The 25,749-nt window shown below is 39.6% G+C and carries 24 protein-coding genes and 1 pseudogene; 15 read left to right on the top strand and 10 right to left on the bottom strand.

All coding sequences use genetic code 11. The annotated features are described in order from the left end of the window. From AC07XU_RS15850 to AC07XU_RS15830, 5 genes are all read left to right on the top strand, one after another. On the top strand, nucleotides 1–428 hold a 428-nt coding region (locus AC07XU_RS15850), incomplete at its 5' end, for a TraJ family protein (protein WP_494944610.1). 23 nt (nucleotides 429–451) lie between these two features. After that, nucleotides 452–1,063, top strand: coding sequence for a conjugative transposon protein TraK (traK, locus tag AC07XU_RS15845; RefSeq protein ID WP_494944609.1), 612 nt, complete (start codon nucleotides 452–454; stop codon nucleotides 1,061–1,063). Between the two features lie 3 nt (nucleotides 1,064–1,066). Next, a complete protein-coding gene (locus AC07XU_RS15840; protein WP_494944608.1) occupies nucleotides 1,067–1,291 on the top strand; it encodes a hypothetical protein in 225 nt (74 codons plus the stop codon). A 26-nt stretch (nucleotides 1,292–1,317) separates the two neighbouring features. Next, nucleotides 1,318–2,361, top strand: coding sequence for a conjugative transposon protein TraM (traM, locus tag AC07XU_RS15835; protein WP_494944607.1), 1,044 nt, complete (start codon nucleotides 1,318–1,320; stop codon nucleotides 2,359–2,361). 1 nt (nucleotide 2,362) lies between these two features. Then, nucleotides 2,363–4,018, top strand: a complete 1,656-nt coding sequence (locus AC07XU_RS15830) for a hypothetical protein (RefSeq protein WP_494944606.1) — start codon at nucleotides 2,363–2,365, stop codon at nucleotides 4,016–4,018. A 64-nt stretch (nucleotides 4,019–4,082) separates the two neighbouring features. Here the strand turns inward: AC07XU_RS15830 and AC07XU_RS15825 are convergent, their stop codons facing one another. The 4 genes from AC07XU_RS15825 to AC07XU_RS15810 form a co-directional block, all read right to left on the bottom strand. Beyond that, on the bottom strand, nucleotides 4,083–7,142 hold the full coding sequence (locus tag AC07XU_RS15825) for a hypothetical protein (protein ID WP_494944605.1): 3,060 nt from the start codon (nucleotides 7,140–7,142) through the stop codon (nucleotides 4,083–4,085). Beyond that, nucleotides 7,139–8,908, bottom strand: coding sequence for a hypothetical protein (locus AC07XU_RS15820; RefSeq protein ID WP_494944604.1), 1,770 nt, complete (start codon nucleotides 8,906–8,908; stop codon nucleotides 7,139–7,141). Before AC07XU_RS15820 ends, AC07XU_RS15825 begins: the two co-directional genes overlap by 4 nt. Nucleotides 8,909–9,011: 103 nt before the next feature. Then, nucleotides 9,012–10,445: an RES family NAD+ phosphorylase gene (locus AC07XU_RS15815; protein ID WP_494944603.1), complete on the bottom strand. Its 1,434-nt coding sequence runs from the start codon at nucleotides 10,443–10,445 to the stop codon at nucleotides 9,012–9,014. Between the two features lie 39 nt (nucleotides 10,446–10,484). Beyond that, nucleotides 10,485–12,947: a tetratricopeptide repeat protein gene (locus AC07XU_RS15810; protein ID WP_494944602.1), complete on the bottom strand. Its 2,463-nt coding sequence runs from the start codon at nucleotides 12,945–12,947 to the stop codon at nucleotides 10,485–10,487. A 137-nt stretch (nucleotides 12,948–13,084) separates the two neighbouring features. On the opposite strand from AC07XU_RS15810, the pseudogene AC07XU_RS15805 reads away from it, so the two are divergent. After that, nucleotides 13,085–13,267: pseudogene (locus tag AC07XU_RS15805) on the top strand (Y-family DNA polymerase); the annotation flags it as partial. Nucleotides 13,268–13,426: 159 nt separating this feature from the next. On the opposite strand, the gene AC07XU_RS15800 reads toward AC07XU_RS15805, so the two are convergent. Further along, nucleotides 13,427–13,645 (bottom strand): DUF6965 family protein, encoded by a 219-nt coding sequence (locus AC07XU_RS15800; protein WP_494944601.1) that lies wholly within the window; start codon nucleotides 13,643–13,645, stop codon nucleotides 13,427–13,429. Between the two features lie 631 nt (nucleotides 13,646–14,276). Between AC07XU_RS15800 and AC07XU_RS15795 the strand changes: the two genes are divergently transcribed. From AC07XU_RS15795 to AC07XU_RS15770, 6 genes are all read left to right on the top strand, one after another. Continuing rightward, a complete protein-coding gene (locus AC07XU_RS15795; protein ID WP_494944600.1) occupies nucleotides 14,277–14,897 on the top strand; it encodes a UPF0758 domain-containing protein in 621 nt (206 codons plus the stop codon). A gap of 278 nt (nucleotides 14,898–15,175) precedes the next feature. After that, nucleotides 15,176–15,640, top strand: a complete 465-nt coding sequence (locus AC07XU_RS15790) for a JAB domain-containing protein (RefSeq protein WP_494944599.1) — start codon at nucleotides 15,176–15,178, stop codon at nucleotides 15,638–15,640. Nucleotides 15,641–15,647: 7 nt separating this feature from the next. Then, nucleotides 15,648–15,854, top strand: coding sequence for a hypothetical protein (locus AC07XU_RS15785; RefSeq protein WP_494944598.1), 207 nt, complete (start codon nucleotides 15,648–15,650; stop codon nucleotides 15,852–15,854). Between the two features lie 436 nt (nucleotides 15,855–16,290). Then, complete coding sequence (locus AC07XU_RS15780) at nucleotides 16,291–16,974, top strand: hypothetical protein (protein WP_494944597.1); 684 nt, start codon at nucleotides 16,291–16,293, stop codon at nucleotides 16,972–16,974. Nucleotides 16,975–17,033: 59 nt separating this feature from the next. After that, nucleotides 17,034–17,237: a hypothetical protein gene (locus tag AC07XU_RS15775; protein WP_494944596.1), complete on the top strand. Its 204-nt coding sequence runs from the start codon at nucleotides 17,034–17,036 to the stop codon at nucleotides 17,235–17,237. Then, on the top strand, nucleotides 17,221–18,276 hold the full coding sequence (locus AC07XU_RS15770; protein WP_494944595.1) for a DUF932 domain-containing protein: 1,056 nt from the start codon (nucleotides 17,221–17,223) through the stop codon (nucleotides 18,274–18,276). The genes AC07XU_RS15775 and AC07XU_RS15770 overlap by 17 nt, the downstream gene beginning before the upstream one ends. 94 nt (nucleotides 18,277–18,370) lie before the next feature. On the opposite strand, the gene AC07XU_RS15765 is transcribed toward AC07XU_RS15770, so the two are convergent. From AC07XU_RS15765 to AC07XU_RS15745, 5 genes are read right to left on the bottom strand one after another with little or no spacing between them, the layout of a single operon-like run. Beyond that, complete coding sequence (locus AC07XU_RS15765; RefSeq protein ID WP_494944594.1) at nucleotides 18,371–18,874, bottom strand: hypothetical protein; 504 nt, start codon at nucleotides 18,872–18,874, stop codon at nucleotides 18,371–18,373. 39 nt (nucleotides 18,875–18,913) lie between these two features. Then, a complete protein-coding gene (locus tag AC07XU_RS15760) occupies nucleotides 18,914–19,543 on the bottom strand; it encodes a DUF7002 family protein (protein ID WP_494944593.1) in 630 nt (209 codons plus the stop codon). 3 nt (nucleotides 19,544–19,546) lie between these two features. Then, nucleotides 19,547–21,187 carry an adenylosuccinate synthetase gene (locus AC07XU_RS15755; RefSeq protein ID WP_494944592.1) on the bottom strand — a complete coding sequence of 547 codons (1,641 nt, stop codon included), beginning with the start codon at nucleotides 21,185–21,187 and terminating at the stop codon, nucleotides 19,547–19,549. Next, nucleotides 21,169–22,794 (bottom strand): ImmA/IrrE family metallo-endopeptidase, encoded by a 1,626-nt coding sequence (locus tag AC07XU_RS15750; RefSeq protein WP_494944591.1) that lies wholly within the window; start codon nucleotides 22,792–22,794, stop codon nucleotides 21,169–21,171. The genes AC07XU_RS15755 and AC07XU_RS15750 overlap by 19 nt, the downstream gene beginning before the upstream one ends. After that, the gene (locus AC07XU_RS15745) at nucleotides 22,791–23,378 is read right to left on the bottom strand and encodes a hypothetical protein (RefSeq protein WP_494944590.1); all 588 of its coding nucleotides are present in this window, start codon (nucleotides 23,376–23,378) and stop codon (nucleotides 22,791–22,793) included. Before AC07XU_RS15745 ends, AC07XU_RS15750 begins: the two co-directional genes overlap by 4 nt. 104 nt (nucleotides 23,379–23,482) lie before the next feature. Between AC07XU_RS15745 and AC07XU_RS15740 the strand changes: the two genes are divergently transcribed. From AC07XU_RS15740 to AC07XU_RS15730, 3 genes are read left to right on the top strand one after another with little or no spacing between them, the layout of a single operon-like run. After that, nucleotides 23,483–24,178, top strand: a complete 696-nt coding sequence (locus AC07XU_RS15740) for a multiubiquitin domain-containing protein (protein WP_494944589.1) — start codon at nucleotides 23,483–23,485, stop codon at nucleotides 24,176–24,178. Beyond that, nucleotides 24,153–25,331, top strand: coding sequence for a ThiF family adenylyltransferase (locus tag AC07XU_RS15735; RefSeq protein WP_494944588.1), 1,179 nt, complete (start codon nucleotides 24,153–24,155; stop codon nucleotides 25,329–25,331). The genes AC07XU_RS15740 and AC07XU_RS15735 overlap by 26 nt, the downstream gene beginning before the upstream one ends. Further along, nucleotides 25,318–25,743, top strand: coding sequence for a ubiquitination-like system serine protease family protein (locus AC07XU_RS15730; protein ID WP_494944587.1), 426 nt, complete (start codon nucleotides 25,318–25,320; stop codon nucleotides 25,741–25,743). Before AC07XU_RS15735 ends, AC07XU_RS15730 begins: the two co-directional genes overlap by 14 nt. The last annotated feature ends 6 nt before the right edge of the window (nucleotides 25,744–25,749 follow it).

Here is a 25,749-nt window from a genome sequence, read left to right as displayed (position 1 = left end):
AGAGCCGTATGAAGCGAGAGTTTCACGTACGGTTCTGTGAGGGGTTTGGGGTGAAATTCCGCCTTACCCACTCGACTATCTCCCAAATCGATTCCGCAGGAGATACCTTTTTCTCCTCGACCGATATCGCTTACCTGATTTTTCTACTGATCGGCGTAGTGGGTTATGCCTGCGTTCCATCGATTGCCAATTACGTGGTACATGCAGGAGGCGGAAATATTGTTTTGCAGAAAGTGAATTCGATCATTTCGAGCACTTCTTCGGCCGGGATGCGTGGTGCTTCTGCGGCGGGCGGAATGGCGGCCGATGCATTGGGCGAAGGGGTGAGGAAGATGAGACAGGGATATGCGTCCGAATCTACGGGCGATTATTTTCCCGATGGTGGAAATGCCCATCAGCGGGATAAGCTTTCGGGCAAACAGTCTTAGGTTTTTAATTAATTCTTGAAAAGATGTTTACACAATTTAAAAATATAGATACCGCTTTTAGGCACATCAAGGCCTTCAGTATTTTTCTGATCTGTGCGTGTGTGCTCGTCTCGGGGTTTGCGATCTACAAGAGCTTTGATATGGTGCGGACCAATAATGCCAGGGTGTATATCCTGGCTAACGGTAAGGCGATCGAGGCATTTTCCGCAGAGCGCAAGGATAACATTGGAGTAGAGATACGTGACCATGTAAAGATGTTCCACCACTGGTTTTTTACACTTGATCCAGATGAAAAGGTGATCCAAAGAAATATGCTGCTGGCGCTTAATTTGGCCGATCAGAGTGCAAAGAAAAGCTATGATAATTTAAAAGAGCAGGGCTACTTCACCAATCTGATTTCTGCCAATATCTCCCAGGAGATTGCTATCGATTCGGTGGAACTAAACCTAGATGTCTATCCCTATTACTTCAAGTGTTTTGCAACGCAGCAATTGATTCGCTCAACTTCGACGGTTGTCCGTCGCTTGGTGACCCAAGGTTATCTGCGCAACGTATCGCGGTCGGACAACAATCCGCATGGGTTTTTGATCCAGCGCTGGGAAACTTTGGAGAATTCAGATGTGGTAAAGCCGTAAGCTATGGGATGGTTCAAGAGAAATAAAAAAACGGCTGGTGATAGCTCTTTGGATGTGGTGGCCGAGCGTATTGCTGGGCGGATTCTGGTTTGGCAAAGTTCCCTTTCGGCAAAGCTGAATAGTGTCGCTAAAAGAATGGATCAAAGGGTTTTGTTGGCCGTGCTGGTGATTGCTGGGCTGATATTTTTTGGCTATTGCCTATGGCTGGTGAGCAGCCTATTTAGATAATCGATTATTTACACAAATCAATTTTTATGGAAAGAATTAAAAAAACAAGGGACAAAAGGAAGATCCTTTTGGTGCTGCCGCTGATGCTTTTGCCCTTTATGGCGCTGGCATTCTATGCGATGGGTGGCGGTCGTGGACAGGTGAATGATCCTTCGCTTGCAAGCAAAGGGATCAATACTGCTTTACCGGATGCGAATTTTAAGACCGACGAGCCTTTGGATAAAATGGGGTTTTATGCCAAGGCTGGAAAGGATACTTCAGCTGAAAACGGGGTTTCGGGGATTGCAAGCAAGCTGGGTTTTGGGGCCGAGGATGAAAAGACCACGCAGATCAATGCCAAACTCGAAGCGCTGAATAAAGAGATCAATGCCCCCGTTACGCCTGTAGTGGAATCCAGGGCAAGGACGAATTTGGGCGGAGGCAATGCTTCTATTTCCGACGATGTCGACCGATTGGAGCAGATGATGAAATCCATGCAGGAGGGCAAGCAGAAAGATCCCGAAATGGAGCAGATGAATTCCGTTTTGGAAAAGATCTTGGATATCCAAAACCCTGTTCGGGCGCAGGCCAAGGTGTTGGGAAAGATCTATGCTGGACAGGACTTGGAGAAGTTCTCTGCGATTACGGCTGTAATTGATGGAAACCAAAAGGTGGTGCAGGGTGCTTCGGTGAAATTGCGGTTGACCGATTCGGTGCTGCTTTCTGGGGTAGTGATACCAAAGGGGCATCTGCTTTTTGCATTGTGCAAGATTACCAACCAGCGTTTGCTGTTGGACATTAAGAATGTGCGTCTCGGAAGCCAAATTATTCCGGTTGACCTTTCGGTGTATTCGCTGGATGGCATGCCTGGGATTGATGCGCCCGACGCGGTCTTTCGTGAAGCGGCTGGAATGGGTGCGGCTGATGGGATTTCGGGTGTATCGGTCTATGGCATGGAAGGCGTTGGTGGAGAACTGGCGGGCGCTGGGATAGATGCTGCAAAGTCACTTTTATCGAGAAAAGTGCGAGTGGTCAAGGTCAAGCTAAAGGCTGATCTGCCGGTACTCCTTCGGGTGAACAGGCAACTCTAGGATGGAAAGGCTGCTGGAACAACTGGCTGACATTGGGCTGCTGGATGATTCGGTGAAGACGCAGGTCATGGCCCTACTTTCCTCTGGCCGCCCGGTGGTGGTCAAGCGTTCAGTTGGAGAGGATGTGATAGGGATTGCGCTTGAGATCAGTGGCAACAGCAAAGGCGAGCTGGAACTTCTGGGCTATGAGCTTTGGAAAAAAAGGAAGGTAGAGCTTCCGCTTGATTTCAATGAGGGAACGGCGATCGGTGAGGTTGAAAAGCTGCTCAGGGCAATCGCGATTCCCGAGGTCTTGCCAAGGGATTTCATGTCAAGGCGGGAAGAGAACGAACTGTTTGATCAGCTGGGCCCCGTGCTACTGAAATTCCATGACCTTGAGCTTTATGTGCTTGGAGGAGGCAACGATGATCAGTTTGACCAGCTTATTAGGATCAAGGATATGCTGCTTGTTCAGTATGGCTCGGGAAATGGCTTGGGGGATTACCTGATGGGAATCGATAAAAATTACTGGAAGGATAAGTTTTATGAGGTGTATCCCTTTCCCCCGTCGCTGAATGTAGGGGTCGTAATTAACAGAATTAATGACACGGGAAAGCTGCGGGCCTTAAGTGAGCTTACGATGGGCTTTCCCAATAACAAATTTATCATGAACTTGAATAATTTAGAGAACCTCCGTGAGGAGATGGCAAACTTGGGCTTTAAAAAAGAGCTCATCGAGCAGATGGAAGAAAAGATGAAGGCGAATGTGGCTGATTTTAAATTGTATGATTCGATGGAAGCGACAAAAGGGCGTGTGGATATGACCTTGTTCTTCAAGCAGTCTGGGCAGTCAGATTATTATTACCTGAACAAATTTGAGGTGTGCCATGAAAAAGGGTTGGCAATTCCCGAAGGGCAAAAAATCATGGTGCTCACCCAAACTGAGGGAGCTGATAAGGGAATGACCAAGAGCTTTGTGCATATTGCTGAAGGGATCGCCTTTTTCAACGGTCAGAAGGACCAGTTGAAAGAGCAGAAAGGAATCAGCCACTTGGTGGTTGGAAAGGATGCAAATTCAGCGGTGAAACTGGCAACGATGGAAGATGGAAAGGTGAATTATGTGCAGAAGGAATTTGGACAGACCTACCGAACCTCTCCGATCAACCAAACTATTTATGTGGAAAAGGGAAAAGGTTTTACGGCCGAGCAGGCAGTGAATCTCATCCAAGGGCGTGCGGTGTACCGTGATGATATGGTTTCCCAGGCTGGCCAGCAGTACAAGGCCTGGATCAAGCTTGATTTTGACGTGCCAAAGGATAGGTTCGGCAATTTTATGATCAACCAATATACCGATCCTGCTTACGGATTTGACCTTTCTAAAGTGCTGGACAAATTTGAGATCAAGGAACTAGGTGATCAGGCAAAGCGTGAAATCTTAGAAGGAAGCATCCGAAATGGTAATCGTGCTCTGGTTACGGTAGAGAAGAATGGCGAACCTATGAAGCTGGAACTGGAAGCGGTTCCACGTTACAGCCAGATTAACCTCTATACAAAAGAAGGAAGACCAGAAAAACGCGAGCAGTTTTTAAAACAGCCTGACATAAAGCAGGAATATGCGCAGAGCAGGGACAAGTCGCAGGCCAAGAATAAAAAGCAGGGACAAGAACTAGGAGTTTAAGTGTTTTATTTGAGTTGGAGGGCTGCCATTGGTAGCCCTTTTTTATCTGACATAGATTGACAAATCAATTCATACTACTTCTTTGAAATTCATGCGCTGAAAAATGTTCAGGAGTTAAAAAGTTAAATTTCATTTTGAAAAGGAAAGCTAGATCACTATTGGCCGTTACGAAGACAACTTGTTTTTTAGACTTCAATACTATTTCACGTAGGTAATCCAAGAATGACAAAATGTTCAGGTCATCTACATATGCGATTGGGTCGTCAAAAAGCATAATATTAGGGCCTTTTTGTAGTTTTGCATTAAGGCTCAGGAATACGCTTAGCGCTAATGCAGATCTTTGACCAGTACTAATTTCGTCCAGTGGTCTTGAGCTATTGGGACTTACAAGTTTAATTTTATTTTCTACAAACAGAATATCTTGAAATTCCTTGGGAGAATGTATAAGATTGAAGATTTTCACAATTGATTTCCTGTTTTCATTTATATAATTGTTTAGAAATTCATTTTTATTAAATCTTGACAAGATGGATGTCAAGGCCTCTTCTCCAATCTTTGCTCGTTCCCTTAAAGTTTTTGTCTTTACAATACGGGAGGTCAGTTTCTGGATAGTCTGCTCAGCAGATTTAAGGCCAATCTCAGCTTTTTTCTCTTCATAGTAACGTTGCCTGAACAAATTGTGAGCAGATTCTATAGTGGATAAGTCAATAAAACAGTTATTTAAGTTTATATCTTCAGGTAAAGATAGGTATGAATGCAAGTCTTTATAGGCTCTAATCGCTTCCTCTGAGTAGTAGATTTCTTTATTTAATAGTTCGATATCTCTGTAACGCAATAGGTCTTCATCCTTGTTCGAATCTTTCAAGGTGGTACTGAGTCTTTTGATCTTGTTCTGAAGGCGCTGCCTTGCGGAGCTGAAGCTGCTGAGGAGGGTTTTTAGATTTTCTTTAGAAAGCTCAGAGGCACCGAATTTCTTCCATACTGTCATTAAGTCAAAAAATCTTTCCTCGGTAAGCCCAAGTCGATGGAACTGGGATTTAATCTTTTCAAGTTTAATTTTCTCTTTTTTAATTTTCCGGTTCTTTGAGGAGAGGTTTTTGGCATATTTTGCAAGATTGTTCAGTCCAAAGTCAATGAAATCAGAATCTATTGAATAAAGTTCTTTGAGCTTAACTATTGTTGTATGTTCGATTTCGATAGAAATGATATCATTTCGATAGGCTTCTCTTGTTAATTTAAGATCGTTGACTGTTTTGGAATTTGAAAAGATGACTTCGCTTTTCCGTAGGGCTTCAATAAGTTCTCCCTGCTCAAAAGACGTTCCACAAGCAGGGCAATCTTTTGCGTTAGGTTTTAATTTTACGTACTCCATTGAAGAAGCTTTTAAATCTGAAATGATGTTTTGTAACCTACCAATGCCGTTTTCCATTTCCTGTAATTTGGAAGTCGTTTCAGATTGTTTCTTGATTAATTCATCCCTACGGGATGTAATGACAGATTCAATATTGAAAAAATCGAGGTTTTCATATTTCTCAACGAAGTTATCGGTTACGGGAACTTCTTGCAAGAAAAAATAAATTTGTTCATTTTGCTTTATTTGCTCTTCAATTTCCGACAGATTTTTTCCCAGCCCAAGGAGAACATCGATGTCAGGGTGGTTGAAATATGGGCGTAGTGACTTTAAAGTTTCAATTTTTATATTTAAATCAGTCAGTTCTGGACTACTTTGATTTATCGTCCGATGGTTCTCTGCTAGTTGATTGATTTTATTGCCAATTTTTATAAGCCTTAACAATTCGTTCTCAAGATTACCCCTATTAACTATGGATATGGTTTTGCTTAGATTCTCTAATTTTTCTAATCTGTCTTTAATGAATTGTATGCTGATAGATACTTGGGTAATCAATGCGTCATCGTCAATAAATGATTGAAGCTTCCATTTACGGTCGTTAATTTCCTGAATTAATTTTGCCTTAAACTCTGAGGGCTCAGTATTGACTGCCTCCACAGCAGTCAATTCTTTTTTTTGAAAAGCTAAATCATCCTCAAGTATATCAAGTTGTTTTTTATATTGAAGGGAGAGTTCAGAAAACCTCTTCTGAAAACCGGACATCTTTTCCTCTAACTTATTTACTTCCTGCCCGAGGGCGATGTCGGCAATAACTTTTTCCAGGCTTTCTCGGTCGTCATCATCATTTTTTTTTAGTTCATAGGCAGCGTCACTTGTAAAATAATTAAATCTATTGAAATTTCCATTAAGGTTATTTCCTTTTATCATATAATTATTATACCAAGATCCATCCTGGAGCTTGTAGCGTTTACGTGAACTTGGATAACTATATAGCACATCGGTGTCATCCACCAGATCTATTCTATAGTCATGTTTGACCTGTTGCTTGCTGCATTTGCCCGTAACGGCTAGCTCGATGGAGTCCAAAAAAGATGTCTTTCCAGTTGCATTGGCTCCATAAACCAACATTACCCTGCCGAAGTCATACTTTTTTTTCTCCGGCATATCTCTGAAAGATTCCAGTGAAAGTTTTTTGATATGATTAAAACCTTTCCAATCGTCAATAGTTTTTGTTACTGATGTCAAATTCGGCAAGGCTTTAGGTATGTTATTTAAAAAGTTATCTATCGGTTTTTTATAAGTTTTGAGATCATCACTGTTGATAAATTCTAAATCACATTTTCGTAGTTCATTAATCCATATTGTATACAAGTCGTTTCCTAAGATCGCCTCATCATTAATATCTATCGATTTTAAAGATCTTTGAAGGTTTTTAAAATCGATCAAGGTTTGTACAGACTTTCTTGCAAAAGATTCGTTTTTTTCGATTTTTGTTTTTACTTGAAGATTCTTTTGGATGATTTCAGCGGAAGAAATGAAAAAATAATAGAAATTCCATTGTAGATGTCCTTCTGTTGCATAAAATTCTTCGCTTATTATTGGCTCTAAATATGCTTTAATTTCACAATTAATCCAACTATTGGTAAAGTCGATATATTCTATTGCATATGCTTGACCATCAGCCTTTTTAACGCACCGATATATCTCGGTTTCTCCTACGGATGAAACATTTTCTACACCATATAGTTCACACAGGAATTTATTAATTTTCATTTGTCTCTCTTTTTGGTGAAGCTGTCGGATTTGGATTGAACGTTTTCACGGATCGATGGTGTGCCAATGATTTTAGGGTAACGTACTCTGCCATGTATTGTTTCATGCCACACCATGACCAGCTTGCCTTGGTGACTATCTTCAAAGAGATCCGATATTCTCTTTTGTGTTTCAGCCGCTGTAGAATTGGACGAGCTTCCTAAATATACAGCAGTCGCTTTTAAGGTTTCATTTTTTGAGTGTGCATTTAATAGATACCTTTCAGGCAACTCTAATTTTGGTGAAAATTTCAAGTCAACATCGGTAAAACCATAGGGAAGATCTGCCTGATTTGTTATTATCGAGTGTTTTAAAATCGAATAGTTCTGGATTTTTTGAGTACGTAATTTATCTGCACTTTCATCATGAAGTTGAGTGAACACAATTCTATTATTTATTTCATCATCACTGATTTTCAATGAAATAATTTTATCTATTTCATACCAATTCTTTGCGTCTGAAATGTCGCCAGAGCAGAGTTGCACCAACCTTTCCACCTCTAAAAAATTTTCGCTTTTGGATATGCAGTCTAAAGCACCCGGTTTATGTTCAACCTGTCTTACGAGCTCAATGAAACCATCAGGTAATTTATCTTTGTTAATCTGCCAGGCATCATTATTCCATCTGAATGTACGGACTATTTTCGGTCCGGTTCTATTATGTTGAGTTGGGTCAGCGGCGATTTGAGCAGGCTTGGTGTTTTCTGCCAAAAATACAAATTCGTCGAAATTTAAGTAAAAGGTATGCGCACCCTTATTTTTCCAGCAAGTATAGTAAAGCCCGTTTCTATGGTTTGAATTTATTGCCTCATCTTGGCACGCGATTTTAGTAGATTTAAGGTAAAATGCCGAGCCACTTGTCTCATTGAAGGTTTTGGTCTTATTGTTATCCATATATGTGACACCTCTGGCCCAATTTAGGCATATCACCTCTTTGATCCAATCTTTTCCCCCTTTAGAGAATAATAGATTCCTGTATAGTTTATAATTATCTCCAAAGGGTTTTTGGTTTAACTGGATATGTACAATTAGCAAAGGCAAAGGCAGAAACATTTCATCATCAATCTCATTGAAATTCAACAGTTTTAAAGAGTCTGAACATATTAAAGTAATCAAGCGAGTAGATTCCTTTTTATTTCTAATCACAAAAAATTTTCTACCTAAAATTAAATTGTTCCGTTCCCACTCGGCATCCTTCCCGCCAAATGGATAATTCTTAAATTGGATAATAATTATCTTTTGTTTTACCCCGTCTTTGTCTGAAGTCCACACCAATTTACAAACGGGATCAAAAAAGCCATTAGGCTGAGTTTTTAGTTTGTCCTCGACCAACTCCTCATCATAAATCCAAATGATGTCTTTCGTCCCATCTATAAACTCTCGTAATTGTGTGGGGTTTAAAGACTGCATCCCAATCAACCAAATATTGTTTTCAGTTGGAAATTTTTCGCTGTCTAGAAGATTTTTAAGGGCTTCCCATGGGCATGAGTATTCGGGGGTGATGGCCAGTTCGGCTCCTGTACTAATAGCCTGTTCAAAAAACGCTGAAAATTTTTTAAATGCTGTGGTTTTATCGGTTAACCAAATGCCGCTGTCATCAAAATCGATTTCACCCTTGGCTTGATAGAGCAGCGTCTTGTATAAACTCGAATCTAAAGTTAAACAAGAAAGCGTCGGCCTAACCAGATTTTTTGTTTTCCAAAAATCATCATCAAAAACTGCGTCCATAATTGAGAGCTATATAATACTAAGTTAGCAATCTTGATTGAATATTTTAGGATGGGGAAAAGTATTTTCACGTGAAGTGTATTGAAAAGTACAATAGAGGTAATTAGTCATCTGAAAGATTTCTATACATGTCTTTTGATGTTGGATAGCTGCGGTCCCATACTTGAAAGCTTGAGCGATTGATCTTTGTTGGCAAAATATGCTCAACGGAAACTTGTCCTACATTAATGGAAAGTGTATCAGGCCTTTCAACTTTGTTATCTGTATGCTGAAATCCAAACAACTCGTAAGCCATGTCCTTGTCTCGGGCATCCTTTTCTGCAAGCTGATCAGGAATCCATTTTGTCACACTGTAAGCGGGGACTTCTATATCCTCATCCCATTCTGAGGTTTCAATTTCGATTCGTGTGCCTTTGGGATAGGAGATTTCCTGCACTTTAGAAGATTTGTTGAACAATACAACGTTTACGCCATCTGGAGATTGAGCAGAAGGAAAAATAATCCCGTCGAATTCAAGCTCAGAAGAAAGAAAATCCGCGATTGCTTGTGTCGATAAGTATTCAAAATGCTCATCATCCGGCATCACGGGCTTGGTGATCCTGGAAGACAGCTTCCTTAAAAACATAGCCTTGGAAATTCGATTAGCATAGGTAGGATCGAATATACTTCCATCGCTTGTCGTAAAATTTAGTGCGGTAAGATCAAGCATTTTCAATTCGCGTAAAATTTGGAAGTTTGCAACAACGACATTGCTTCCCACCGGGGGTCGCACCTCTGCAACTGCGGTTTCTAGTGAGGTCGCACCATAAAAGGCTGAAATGCCTCTTGCATTCATTCTTCCTGCCGACGCATACTCTGAGGGCGGTGGGCCGAGTTCGATATCTGGTAACTTTAAAGCTTTTTTTAGTTTTTCTAGCGATTGGAATACCCTAGCTCTGTATAAATGGGTTAAATCAGTTCCAAGACCTATTTTTCGTACAACTGGCCTATTTTCATGGGTTTTCATGATTTCAACTCCATCAAATACATGCCTTAAATGTTCTTCCGCTTCCTTGCTGAAAAACCGCGCTCTCGATTTTAAGCCCTCTTCAAATTTCTCCCAGCCTTGTTGCCACTCGTCGTCTGTTTGACCCTTGAATTCGTAAAAGGACTCATCATGATATTCACTATATTCATGGATTTCATCTGCTGAACGGTCGTAGTGTTTATCTTTTAAAATTGATTGGATGTCAATAGCCACTTCTTGGGAGACTTCTACTGCTTCTGCAATTGCGTCGATAATTGGCTCGCCGTCGGGTTCATACTCAAAATTTTTAAGTTCATATATGGACCAATTGTCTGGAGGAAATTCCGAAGACCGATCATAATGCTGATGAAATGCAGTATCAACCACTTCTGCAAGTTCCAATATCGTACACCCATTAACCTCATCTCCGCAATAGGAGCATTCAACCCGTGTGTTTTCTGAATGGATTTGCCTTCTGAGATAGTCATTTCCGATGCAATTCGTACAAATTAATTTTTTTTCCAGCTCCATTTGTTTTTTGACAACAGTTTTTTTCCTAGGGTTGTATGATCATTTGGATAATACTCGCCTCATAATCTCTAATGTACTAATGAAACATATGTCAGCTTTCGTCTTGTCAAGGGTTGCCTTAAGTTCCATTCCAGGATGAATAAAGTTTCTGTAAAGCCTTGAAAGATTAGATAAATGCACAAAGTCTTGGCCAAACATATGATTTGCTTCCACATATCCTATCAACTCAAATAATACGCAGTCATATAATTTTTTATTTTTTAGATTGCCTTTTGAGTCCTTGATTGGTAGAATAGTTATTTTTTTTCTTTCTAGATGATAGGTTAATGCAAGTTCGACCAATGACCCAGATAATACGATAGTTGATTTAAGGTTTCCCATCAAATAGTTAATGGCAACTTCATTAAAATCTCTTTCTATAAGCGGCTTAAACTTTTTGTTGCACTTTCCTATCCGTGACAAAATATCGAAATAACCGAGGGCTTCCAAATTATTTATTGATATGCCGACAAAACCATCAATCCACTTTTGTGGGATTTTATGAGTATCAAGTCTAATAAGTTCTTTTTCCAATAGTGGATTCACTTGGTAGATTACAACATTGTATTCGCTTCTCTCGTCAGTTTCTGTAATGTATTTTTTTGTCAACCATTGCCCAATAAGAGAATCTGCACGCTGTTTATCCGAAGACAATAGTTTCGGGAATTTGTATTTGGGAATTGGTATGCGCCAATCTTTAAATTCTGTTTCCAGTTTGATGTCCGTTACAAATTTGAATAGTTTGTCCAACACGTACTGATTTTCATCACGCAAATGAATGACAGCGGATTGGAACTGTTCATTCACCCGCTTTTGTTTTGCAATATCTTCTTCTTTCTCGGTTTTTTCTTTCGTGGCATTCTTGATGTTCCGGTTAAGGTGATCATCTTTCGGGGATAATTCTAAGCCCCGATTATATAGTTCAATCGCTTTTTCGTGGTTGCCTTCTTCTTGGAAAATTAAGGCAAGATTGTTAAGTACGGCACTATTGTCACCTTTAAGCTGAAGATAGTCTTCGTATTTTCGCTTGCCATCCTGCGGCCTTTTTTTCTCGACATATGAATAAGCTACTTTAAAGAGAGAATCGGATTTAGATAATTGTTCAATGTTGAACATCTCGGAAATCTCGATTATCTTGTCAAATTGCTTATACTCAAATAAAACATCAATTAACACTCCGCAAGAATAGACCGAATGTTCTCGCAAGCCATAGTCTTGGATTTGATCGCTTAGGAATATACGATACGTTGCTTCAAGCTGACTATCATTCCCTGTCCTGTTGCTTATAAGCTCATAAAGGGAATTTGAGTGCAAGTCGTCTAAAAAATCAAAAGAATAACTGCTAAGATATTTTTTTGCATTTTTAATTGCACGTAACTGGTCTTGATACTTCCTTTCTTTTGCTGCAAGGAACCATTTCAAGAGCCAGATTTTACCTGCAAAGGTCTCATCTTCGCTCGGTTTGAATTTCAGTATCAGTTTATAGAGTTGACCAAGGTCGTGTATTTCAATGAAGTCATGAGTATGCTCAGAGAGATCTAAAGGCCCCCCACTAATTCGCCCGTGAATTTCAAGGGTTTCTCTGTTGATGTTAAAATTTTGTACGAGGTTTCCAAGTTTTTCAAAACTGCCTATTTCGAGATAAATTTCCAGTAGGCTTAAGAGTCCAAACATACAGTCAGAGTCTTCTTTAACTAGGTTGTAAGATGTTAGAAAGCTTTTCTCCGCATTTTCAGACAATCCCATTTTCTTTTGGACCAGCCCCAACCAGTAATATAATCCATAATTGGAATACTGGTAATCTTTATTTGCGTCGATTGCTTTTTCGAGATATGTTAGTGCTTTTTTGTCGCTGTCATTCGCATAATAGAGCAGCGCTAAATTATAATATAGGGTTGAAGAGATAATCCCCTTCTCTTCGGCCTTTGTCAGTGTTGTATACTGGAGATCTTTAAGACCTCTATTAAAGTATTCTTTGGCGAGCAAAACATAAAAGTCTGCCATCTCAGGGAAGTGTTTCATACCCTGTTCATAAAGGTCTATTTTTTCCTGACCTTTCAGTTTGTACTGAAGTCTAGTAAACGCTTGTACTGGAAAACTCTTGGTGGTTATTGCCAGTTTATAGTATTCCTCAGCTTTTTTTGGGTCATAGACATATATACTCATATCATCCTCGTCAGGAATAAAGGGGCTTTGGCTATAAATCTCTCCAAGCCAATAGTAAGCATAGCCATCTTTTTCTATCTGATTTTCTAAAGAAAGTAAAAAAAGTTCAGCAGCTTTATCTCTTTTTTTATCTGATAAAAGGATATGGCCTAGTAAATAGTGGTGGCCAGATTTTTCAGGGTATTCCTGTATCAAAGACTCTACCATTTCTTGTGCCTCCTTCTGCTTATTATTATGGTAATACTCCCATGCTTGTTCTAGACTGATCTGGTAGGAACTTTTTTCTTTCTTTTCCATCTTTTGAGATAACGCGGATAATTATTGCGTAATGTTAATTTAATGTGCTTGTAAACATAAAAGCGCAGGTGTTAAAGGTAGAAAAAGTTATTATCAAAATAAATCCACTCCATTTAAACTAAATTACTTTTTAAATTATGTCTGGCGATAAGCACATTATCCACATGGACCAGGATGCTTTCTTCGTGTCCGATGAGGTCCGAAAAGATCCATCACTGATCGGTAAGCCCGTTATCATCGGGGGTGCTGCGGATCGTGGTGTGGTGGCCTCGTACAGTTATGAGGCCAGAAAATTTGGGGTACATTCCGCAATGCCCTCTTAGGATCAATGAGCAGATGATCATCAGCCGAAAATCCTTTACAGCTTTTTCAGAGGATGAAAATGGGATGATAACCGTTTCGCTTGTGCCCAAGCCAATTCTTCCCAAGGTGATGCAGGGAGAAAATGATCACGGACTTTTTGACCATTTGAATTTCAACTAATCGGTTTCTCCTGATTTTGATTCCAATATTTCCCTTAGTTTCAATAGCCTTGATTTGATGGGTTCGTTCACCTTTGAATCCGGATTTTCTTCCAGTGCCTTGAAGTGGCTTTTTAAAAATAGGCCTACGTCGTTGATCCTTGCAGATGGGTCTAGGTAAACAGGTTCTTTTGGGATTTCGATGGAATTGAAGTAGTCTTTGAGCTCTTGGATCATTCGGCTAAACTAAGGATTGCGAAGATAGGTTACTCATTTTCCTTCGCGTTTTCTTGCCGTGCACAAAAGGATTTTTTCATCAGCACGCACCTAGAATTGCCTTTCAAATTTCAATCTGTTTTGGATCCTCCTTGATGTAAACGGTAGAATGGGAATAGGTTGCATAGCCTCTTTCAAATACAAACCTCCATGTTGTGCGATCACTTTGTACGATGCTGGTAAAATACTTGAAGTTGAATCCTTTATTCACCAGCTCTAGTTTTGTAGTATCAATTTCCTCGCCTACCGGTATCTCCCCAAGGGATTTAAGTATCCTGTAATTTTCCTTGATGATCTTCAGGGTTTCTGGAAGATTGTCGTCCGCTTTCAGCGCTTCTACTTGTTTTTTTTCCTGTTAAATTCATTTCGGCAATTGTCATTACAAAAACGCTTGTCGATCCTTCCGTGAAGTTCCCTACGACAGTTTTCGCATTCGGGCAATAGTTCTGTATCCGATTTTCGCTGCATTTTGACTTTTTTAATTACTTGATAATCTGATTTATAAACGGAGAAATCGGGTAATTGTTTTTTTTAGACCGAGTATGCGCTTTAGCTGTCTGGAATTTTGTGGTGGATTTAACACGATAAAATTATGAACAGCAATATTTTGGCATCGGAACATTTTTCAACCCGCAAGCGGAACTACTTTCTGGATTTTAAACTGGCGGCGAACAAGACCAATTTCATACAGATCACACGGAGCGATGAACAGGCCGACGGAACATTCAAGCGCAACCATGTAGAGATTTTTGAAGAGGATTTTCATCTGCTGTTCCAGGGGCTAGCTTCACTCTTGCACCATGCGGCACATCTGGGAATGGACAAACTGAACTTTAAGCAGCAGTGCTCACTTCAACTGGATAGAAAGGTGAACGGGATCAAAAGCTGGGAGCTTGACATGAGGCCTAGGGAAAAGATGCTGGCTCATGGCGCGGCTGTGTTAAGCGATGCGGAATTGTTGGCCCTTCTGATCGGTTCGGGTACGGTAAAGGAAACCGCGGTCGATCTTTCAGCCAAGATAATTAAAAGCGTGGATGATGACCTTGAACTTTTGGCTAAAATGGACTATAAGGCTTTGGGCAGTTTCCCTGGCATGGGGATGGCCAAATGTAGTTCGATCATTGCGGCAATGGAACTGGCAAAGCGGCTGGTGGAAAAACAGACGAAGTCGGCGAGCGAATTTTTTGGGCTTTTTGAAAACAGGGAAAGCTGAATTCGCGGTTCGCGAATTGCGAACCCTTGGTCCGCAGTCTGGCTGTGTTCTGCCTTTTATCTCCAATTAAACTTCATCCAAGCTTTTTGGGATGCAAATTTCTGAACCCTATTTTTTACAGCAAGGCCAAGCCCCAAGGGGTTTGCCAAAAAAATCTTCCCTGCCTGCGGCGAGGTATTTTTTCGCAAAGCCTTGCCTTTAAAAAATGAGGGTGTCAAGGTGAGGTTGCTTAACAAAAAGCCAGGAGGCGACTGCCGACTGATTTAATTATTTGAGCCATGAAACAAAATCCATTTCCGTTATCGGGGGTTGCAGAAATCAAAGTTAGCTACCATCCGAATTTTAAAGCGAGCCAGCGCCCAAAGGTCTGCGATTCTAATTCTTGCTACCAAGTCCTTTTATCCAATTGGGATTTGGGATTGATGGAACTGCAGGAGCAGTTTAAAATCATTCTGCTCAACCGTAACAGTCGGGTAATCGGGGTTTGCGAGGTCTCTCGTGGTGGTATTTCGGGAACGCTGGTTGATGCAAAGCTGGTTTTCGGGATTGCGCTAAAGGCTGGGGCTTGCGCATTGGTGTTGGCGCACAACCACCCGAGCGGAAACCTGACCCCATCCATAAGGGATTTGCAGTTGACCGCAAAGCTTAAGGAGGGTGGTAAGCTGTTGGATGTTGCGGTATATGACCATTTGATTATTTCAGCAGACGGTTACATCTCATTGGCTGATAGTGAACTAATGTAAAAAAGCTATGAAAAGAGAAACGTTGATTGTAATGGTCAAACTGGTATTGGATACCAGTTGCAGGGACACCGCAGAAACTGCGCTTGAACTTCGCGACAAGCTGAAACTAAAAATGATGGATTCTGAAAGGGTGAATCTATTGGAAGCCAATTTGATTGGGTGCATGACTCCCGATCTGCCCGAGGACGACCACGGTGTGGCGTTGGTCAATTAGATTTAGCCGTAACGAAAGGGAGCGTATCGCTCCTTTTTTTGCCCCCAGCCAAGTGCGGGTTAAGTGAGGTTTGGAGTGATTATTTGGTGCTGGCGCAAGTGCCTGTAAAGTGTTAGGAAGGTGATCAATAATGTTTGCAGGGGTTAGATAATTTCTTTTCAGCTGATCTGCACAGTGCTAAAAATTATCAGTTAATTCCGCCATTTTTCAACTGCATTCTAATCCATCCAACCTTTTTGAGTAGCAAATTTCTGAACAATTGATTTTCCGAAAAGACCAGGCCCCCAAGGGGTTTGCCGAAAAAATCTTCCCTGCCCAGCTGCGCTGGACGAGGTTTTTTTTCGCAAAGTCTTGTCTTGAAAATCAATTGTATCAAGGTGAGGGGGCTTAACAAAAAGCCAGGAGGCGCTAGCCGACTGACCTAAATAATTAAGCCATGATACCAGCAAAGGACAGAAGCCCACCGAAAAAAAGCAGTAGCCAAAAATTGACCGCTCGCCTAAAAAAAACAATGCCCCTAGGGCAATTAATCAAAATTTATCACCCACAATTTTTAAAAACAGAAATCATGAAAACGTTAGATTTAAAAAGAAAAGCAGACAACAATTCACAGAATGGAACAGCTACGGCAGTTCAAACGCCACAGGCTAAAAATGGAGCTATGCAAAATAGCACAGCATTTGATGATAAAAAGAACGATGCCAAAAAAGTAGGAACAGCGCAAGCCCTACAGGTTGACCATACCCCGAAACCACAGGCGGAAGCACTAAAGACAGAAGAGAAAAAAGAAGAGGCAAAACCAGCGGTAGCAGAAAAACCAGCGTTAAATTTAGAGGGAACATTGAAACTTGTTGAAGAATTGCACAGACGTAAAATCCACCGTGACAATTTGCTAACCACCATTAACACGTTGGACGGCTTTAAAGTGTTGGTACAGGATGAAAACGAGGATATCGACTCTCCGCAGTTCCAAGGCTGTAAACTCACTATCGAGGATGACGATAGAAATTCGTTCGTAACCAAAAATCCAGCAATCATCAAAGCGGTTGCCGAGTTCGTGAATGAATTATGTGTTGACAAATTGGCTGAAATCGAAGCTAATATTGTTATCCCTGCCTAAATCCTTTTGCCCTTTGCTATTATGGTAAGGGGCAATTTTTTTGATTAGAATTTACCAAAATGAAAAAGTACCACACCCTTTATTTAATGGTTAGGGTAGTTGCAGAAACTGAACTAACCACCATATCCGATGCCGTTCACGAAGTGGAAATACATTCTCGTTTGCATTTGCCCGACACGCCAAACGTGAAGATATTGGAAACAGAAATTTTATTAACCCGAGTAACCAACGCAAATAGAATCAATCATGGCACACAATCTTAATTTCAATGAAGCCACGCAGAAACACAGTTTTTTCAGCGTGAAGGAAAAAGCCTGGCACAATCTTGGGCAGATCATTTCCGATTACCCGACAAGTGCGGAAGCAATCAAACACGCTCAGCTAGATTACTCGGTAGAGAAACGCCCTTTGTATACCTACGATAGTGAAAACCACAGGGGCGAAACGGATTTGATTATTCCGGAAATCGAAGTGAATAATTTTTTCGCAACCGTACGTACTGACACCGACCAAGTTTTGGGCGTAGTTGGCAAGGATTACCACATCGTACAGAACATTGACGCATTTGCTTTTTTTGATTCCATTGTTGGCGGTAAAGATGGGATTCTTTATGAAACTGCTGGCGCACTAGGCAACGGAGAAAAGATATTTATTACCGCAAAATTGCCCGAATATATCCGAGTAGGTAAAAACGATTTGATTGAGCAGTATTTGTTTTTGACTACTTCTCACGATGGTTATGGGAGCATAACGGCAGCGTTTACGCCCGTTCGCATTGTCTGCCAAAACACCTTAAATGCAGCGATGCGCAACAAAAGTAACTGCATTAAAATCCGCCATACGTCCAGCGCAACCGATAGGCTAAAACAGGCGCATGAACTGCTAGGCATTACCAATCTGTTAGCGGGAGAAATGGAACAACTGTTTAACAGGTGGGCAAAAATCCAAATCACGGATTCCGAGGTTAAAAAATTGGTGCAGATGGCAATGGCTCCAAATAAGGAAACCTTGCAGAGCCTGCAAAGTAACAGGCCAGATGAACTTTCGAGCATCTATAACAATTCGGTTAGTGCAGTTTTGGATTATGCAAATTCGCATCCTTCGCAATTGGGAGCTACCACGCAAGGCACATTATACGGTGCATACTATGCGGTAAATGGCTACTTTCAAAATGTACGGAATTACAAGGATGAGGAAAGTAAATTTAAAAGCATCATGTACGGTACGGCGTTACAGCGCAATCAAACCGCATTTGATTTGTGCCAAAGCTTTGCAAAGAGTGGCGTAAGGGCTTTTAATTAAAGTTTGTTAAGAAATTAGAAACGTCCATGAAATATGGGCGTTTTTTCGCGCTTTAAGTGCCGGGAAAGTGACTGTAAGGATTGCCGATAAAACATCAATATGTTCCTGCTAATTGTAGAGCCTGGGCATAGCAAATGTTTATCGCAAAAGCGTCATGAGCCATTAATAGCATTGCTTTATCTATTTTTTCTGGAGTTAATAATTCTGTTTCAAATGCAGGTTCTCCATCTACATGTTTAAGTTTAGGATTCGATCTCCAAATCTCTTCACTTTCATCTCCCTTTTTAATTTCTATGTAAGCTGAATGTAATAGCAAATTCCTATATCTTCTATGCTCGTGCAGGGAAGCAATAATTCCTTTAAAGGATAATACCTTATTCTCCTTATCTGTAATTTTAGAAGCTTTTATAAAATCTATATATATAATTTCAATTTTATTTAACAATTGAATATTACTATCATCCCTGAAATCTTTTGGTGGCCAAACTTTTCGATTTGGATCTGTAATTATCCAACCAATTTCTCTCAGCCGATGTTCAAGCCATTGAAAAGAAACTACAAATTCTCCGATTTTCTGATATAGTAAGTCACTATCCAATTGCTTAAAAATTAGGTCAAATATTGCTTTATAATATGATTAAGGATTTACTTGGACAAAATTCCCGTCAGGAGTTAGGCCACGGGAAATGGCAAAGTTAAAATTGCATTCGTTTTCAAAGGTTACTTCCGCAACTTCCCTAATAGGAAGCAGAAATTCGCCCGCAGGTAAAAAGGAATTTTTCCCCCTTTCCGGTGGCTTTCCGCCTAAGTGAGAATTTGCTCTGGTTGCCCCAGAATTTAATCGGCAAAATTTAACATGAGGATTGGCTTCAATTGTTTCCCTAGTAGGAAATCTAAAGATCACGGGGTTTTCAAACGCATATCTATTATAATGTCTCCAAAGCCTGTCTAAAGTTGGCCACATAAATACCCTGTCATTTAAGTGGTAAAGGAAATCTGGCATCTTCCAATCATCGGTCAAACACTTTTCCAAAGCTTTTTGCGATATAGGCCGTTGGTCTCTTAAAAAATAAGATTTTTCTCCGACCTTAATTTCCTGATGTCCGATCCTTCGTTGACGATTAATGTTGTCACTATCATCACCAGACATATATATTATTTGATTAGCACTATATAATTTTTTATCAGCCAAAATACTTTCTGCATTTTGCATATTAGTTAAATGGTACAAATATGGTCGTTGTTGTATAAATCTTTCTAAATCCATGTTTTATTTCCAGTTTCTTCTATCAATTACAGCTCTATAGTCAAAGGTCGTCCCAATCAGAGAAACTTTAACTCCTGAGCATCTTTCTATCTCTTCTACAAAACGCCTAGTCTCACCGGTAAGGTTTTCATATCTTCTGGCATTTTCATTTTTTGTTGAAATATAGTCCGTAAAAGTAAGCGCTATGTCGGTTGGGGAATTAAGCTCACAAGCTTTTCTAAATAAAGACCAACTAAATTCAGCTATACGACGATTTTTCTTAGTTGTTGTTGTAATTTCCTTTTTCACCAAATCATCGGCATCTTTACCAGAACGTTCAGCGACTGTTTTCATGTCTATCTCTTTACTGATAAATGGCCCTGAAGTTCCACCTACTCGAATTGGATAGGTACGAGTTACCATAATAATTTTCCTCACTCTTCTTGGAGAAATACCTGCTTCTGATAAACAACCAGAAACTGCTGTATCACGTGATGTTACGTGCGGATAGAGCCCGTGGTGTAGACTTAAGCCTGTTCCTTGTGTTCCTTCAAGTAATATTTTTTTACCGTCACGATATAATAACTCCAACTCTTCTGAGGTGTTTCCAAGGTAGCCTCTTAGCTCTTTGATATAATGTTTGGCCTTGTGCTTATCATCTCCATACAATCTTGATACTATATTGGCAGCTGTCGCAATGCCGACTCCTTGTGCAGTAGAGCTAATCTTTTCTTTTATCTTGTTTTCTGCATCAATGTCAGCTTGAGAGATTATTATTGCATTTTCATCTATGACAAGCCTGCCAAATTCTACATTAAATGTTCTAATCTCCTGCAATATCTTATCAAGATTTAAAACAGCCCCAGGTCCGATTAGCAACTTGGAGTGTGGAGCTCGATAGGTTCCAGATGGAAGTAGGTGAAAGACATGATTTGTTGGTCTTTCAAAAACCGTATGCCCAGCATTTGGTCCACCAACTCTCATTAAGCAATCATAATCAGGCGATATATGAGCCGCAATCTGACCTTTTCCTTCGGATCCAAATTGTCCACCGACGATAACATCTACCAATTCGTTTTTTAATGGAGGTAGCAATTTAAAAAAACTAGCAACCCTCACAAACACATCCTCATCGTTACAGCGGTCAGTATCTATGACGAGATCCGCTTCTTCTCGTAATCTCGGCACTTGTTTTTCAGTTTCATCCGCTTTATAGCCTTTGTACTTTTCTGCCTGCTTAGCTACTGGCATTTCTTTGATCTCACCACGCTCAAAAAAACGTTGTTCCAAAGTTTTTGCATTTGCCTCCAAATGAATGTGAAATACAAAATAACTGTAAGCTTCCCTGATGTGCTTAATCTGATTTATAATTCTAGCAGAGTCGATAACATACAAGCTGTTGGCGTCGAAATCACTTCCGTAAAGATGTTGAAAATATTCAAGCACCCATTTTCCATCACCTTGGACATCAAGTTCGGTGCCGTATTTTTGTAAGAATTCCCTATCCGGCTCTTTGCCTTTTAACTTCTTTCTTGCAAAATAGTTAAGACCATCCCTGGTTTTACAAGTCTTAAAACCAAACCTTGTTTCCAGTTTTTCAGTCAATGTACTTTTACCTGTACTAATTTCTCCAGTTAGGACTAGGATTACTTTTTTTTCTCCCATGTCGAGCTTTCGTTGAGTAGCGTTAAATTAGATTTTCTTTTGGGGTTAAATGATGTGCCTTGAAATAAATAAATATTTACTTTGATTTCATAATTAACAAGCTCGTCATGGATCATACCTATGATGATTTCCCAGTCACCCCCGGCCTGACCTGCTCCAATAGCAGGCATGTGTATTGAAAAATTATTTTCTAATGCAAATCCCCTCAATTGAACGAGGCACTTTTGCAACTCTTTATACCTCAATGGTATTTCATCACCTTTAGCAAACAGGCCCTTTTGGGCTAACATCTGAAATACATAAATGTCTTTATCTACTTGTATTACATTCGTGCTCCCAAGGACAAATTTTGACTTATCTGCACTCCATTCTTTCAAACGCTCTTTAACCATGGGATAATTTTTAGCCAAAGAATAACCAAAACCTCGGCCCAAGGATGCACTGGTATTTACTACTTGCGCAATTACTTTTTTCCCCGAACCCCTAGGTTTGGTAGCGTCACCAAATTCTAGCACTATCTTTCCGTAATCTGCATCATGGCGAGCGTATTCCACAGGCATTATTAAAATTCCCACTCTTGGCTTGGTATCTCTTTTATAAGGGGAAATTCCTGCAGAACTAACTAGGTACTGTTCTCCAAGAAAAATATCCCAATAAGTTGTCTCTTCAGCTGTCCATCCAGGAGAAGTACATTCATATGCGTTTGAACCAACAGGGATTTTGAAATTTTCAGGTATATCCAATGAGAAAAATCTTGACGACTTATAGTAATCAACTACGATATTTCCATCGTCTTGAAAAATACCAATTAAAATTGCGCAAGGCTGATCAATGACCTCAGTATATCTCATGAAAACAGATTCCAATGAAGCCTTATATTTTTTCGCCAACTCAATTAGTCCCTTCATTGAAGCAGGTGAATTATTGGCGTCATTTGAAAATATAGCATATGGCAACTGAATTTCTGAAGCCGCTGCATTACACAATTGTTCAAGTTGTCGATTTTCCATTGGATTTTCCTCCCTATTTCTCGTTGCCTGCGCACAGTCTGAAAACAAAGTGTGAGCAATTTCATGTGCAACGCTAAAATTTACTCTGGTCGGTATCTGAAATGGATTATATTGGATCTGAAAATTATTGCCAGACTTTGGAACAATTTTAGCGTCAAGGACTGAATCATTAGGTGTAACATCAATCCCCATAATTTCAGCAAGTTTAATTGGACTGTATGGTGGGCCTTCCCAACCTTTTTCAAATCCCTTTAAAACAAGTTCACGTGCACGAGCTTTAATCTCTTCGTATGGATCATTGTTATTTGATTCCTTAATTAACAATAAAACGGATTTATGTGTCCAATTTTTCCGGAAGCTTTTATTGGAAGATCTAGCGGGTGTCTTCTTGCCTTGGGTAGATTGTACATCGGTTAAATTTAGGCGACCCGTGATTTCCCTAATTCGTTTCATACCTTCGTTTACCACAGCATCAATTTTATATCCCTCATCCATTAAGTATTCTTTAGCATTATCAATTGAAGAACTATTATGCTCAACTTTTGCTAAAACCAACCTAATAAAATCTTCTCGGTTAAATATTGTTTCTTTGCTCATATCTGTTGCCTTAAATCGTATTTCTTTGCCGTTTTTTTAAGCACAGTTTTTAATCTTTTCATTCCATTGTCGAACGCACTGGCGTCCATATTATATTCCATTAGTATTTCTCTTCTCAAAAGTCCATTTTGGCAATGTGCTTCAAATATTTTTTTCACAATTTCATCACTCTTTATTTCTTCCTTTATATCGTTAAGAATTTGGTCATGATCAATTTGCTGGTCGAAATATGCATTGGCGTAGGGCAAAAGAGCCTCAATGCTATTAAATGCTTCATCATCTTCGTCGTTATGCATGAATTCCAAATCACTAGTTGTCTTGTTTTCTGCTTTATTAACATCATTCGATACTAACGAACGGATAATATGCACTTTTAAATATCCAACAAGACTTCTTTTGGTAGGATCGTACTTATGAGGCTCACTCAGAAATTTCTCAATTGCTGCTGAGACATAGTCATGAACTTGTTTACCTTCCAAATACGAATCGATTTTTCCTTTTCTAAACCATGTGTTAGCCTTGAGGAGCGAGTCCGTATATGCAAATAACTGTAAGTATAATTCATCCCAATTGATTGTATCCATTGATAACGTTAATTTTTAGATCAACCCCACATTACCTTATGCTACTAATGTAACTTTTTTTTCCGTCGATGGCAAAAAATAGTTTTTGGTAAGCATAGGATAGTATGGATGATTTAAAAAATGTACAAATACAGCCAGGCTGTGAGCGTACTTTGTCTTTCAACGTGGAAGATAAGCCTTATGAAACTGACCAGCAGTATTTAACTGGATTTGAAATTAAAAAGATTGCAGGATTACCTAAAGGTTCTGAATTGTTTCTTACTATAAGGGAACCTTGGAAAGATGAGCCCATTGCTAATGAAGTAAAGGTCGATCTTGCACGGCCAGGAGTAGAAGGGTTTTACATCAAGAAAAAATTAGAATTTGTAGTCGACAGTAAAACTTACTATTCCGATAAACAATACTTAACTGGTGCCGAGCTAAGAAAGATTGCAAATATCGGAGCGGATGATGAAATATTTCTGTCCATCGCGGGTCCATACGAGGATGAATTGATAGGTAATGAAGATAGAGTAAATCTAGCAAGGCCTGGTATAGAAAAGTTCTATTCAAAAGAAAAGTCTCGCGATTTTAAAATCATTGTAAATGCTTCAGTTAAAGATTGGGGAGAAAAAACAATTTCTTTTGAACAGGTTGTGGTTCTTGCGTTTGGCTCTTATGACAACAATCCAAATAAAGGCTATACCGTTACCTATAGTAGGGGAAAAGATCCAAAACCTGAGGGTACAATGGTTAAAGGTTCAGTTGTTAATATAAAAAACAAGATGATTTTCGATGTCACTGCAACTGATAAATCTTAGCCCTGACCTAAAGCGTCTAAGAGACGAAGGTTATGAAATGGAGATATATGGTGGATATTTACTTATCCATCATATTCCATATTTAACAAGTAATAAAGTAATTAAATTTGGAACATTGGTTAGTACTCTGTCCTTGGCAAACAGTAGTAAAACTACAAAGCCAGACAACCATGTAATACATTTTATCGGTGAAAATCCATGCAATGTCGATGGTAATATTATTTCTTCCATACAGCATAGCAATGCTTTAAACAGGTTAAGTGAAGGACTAGAGATTGATCGATCATTTTCTAATAAACCACCTGATGGATATCCTGATTATTTCGAAAAAGTAAAAAGATATGCGGATATAATTTCGGCTCCCGCGAAATATCTTAATGATGGGGTGACTGAAAAGACATTTAAAGTAATTCCGTCGTCTGATGAGGAAAGTGTCTTTAAATATATAGATACAAACGCTAGCAGGGCAAACATCGAGCAAATGAATTCGAAGTTTTTTGGCCAAAAGATAGCAATTATTGGTCTTGGGGGGACGGGTGCTTACGTTTTAGATCTTGTGGCAAAAACTCCAGTATCCAATATTAATATTTATGATGGAGATAGTTTTGATCAACATAATGCATTCAGGTCTCCAGGTGCTGCTTCAATTTCAGATTTGGACACAAACCCTCTGAAAGCTGAATACTTTGCTGGTATCTACTCCAAAATGCATAAAGGAGTTAAAGCAAATAGTGTCTATCTAAATGCCTCGAATTTGTCGGAACTGGATGAAATGTCATACGTTTTTATTTGTGTAGACAAAAACAGTGTAAGAAATCTAATTATAACCTATTTAGTTTCAAAAGGTATTTCATTTATAGATGTAGGTTTGGGTGTAAATATCGTTAACGGTAAGTTAATTGGGGCTTTCCGAACTACATCTGGGACCTCGGAAAAAAACGACCATCTACAGGACAGGATCTTTGTTGAAGATAATGATATGAACGATTACGCCACAAATATCCAGATTGCTGAGCTGAACTCTTTAAATGCAGGATTTGCAGTAATGAAATGGAAGAAGTTCGCCGGATTTTATGTTGATCTAGAGCAAGAACATCATAGTTCATATTCAATTAGTGTTTCTAAGATTTTCAATGAAGATGTTACAGCATAGGTTTGTTGAACTCATTCCCGATATTATTGAGGAAGGTGTTCTTTTTGTTTCTCTTGAATATTGCACTGCCATTCATAATTGTGCGTGTGGTTGTGGTAATAAGGTTGTAACGCCTATTTCTCCAACCGATTGGCAGATGTATTTTAACGGCAAAAATATTACACTTACACCTTCAATCGGGAACTGGAATTTTGATTGTAAATCGCATTATTTTATAAGAAGCGGCGAAATAGTATGGACCTCAAAATGGTCTGATAAGGACATAGCCGAAGGCAGAAAATATGACTCGAAAGTTAAAGAGGAATTTTATAAAGAAATTAAGTTGGAAACGAAGATTGTTGGAGATGTTGAGCCTGAAACGACTAAATCAAATAAATCGAGATGGTTAACATTTTTATGTTTTTGGAGATAACAGTTG

The sequence above is a fragment of the Pedobacter sp. GW456-11-11-14-TSB4 genome (assembly GCF_059424425.1).
Note: the sequence above shows the minus strand (reverse complement) of the source record. Positions and strands in the feature narration are given on the sequence as shown.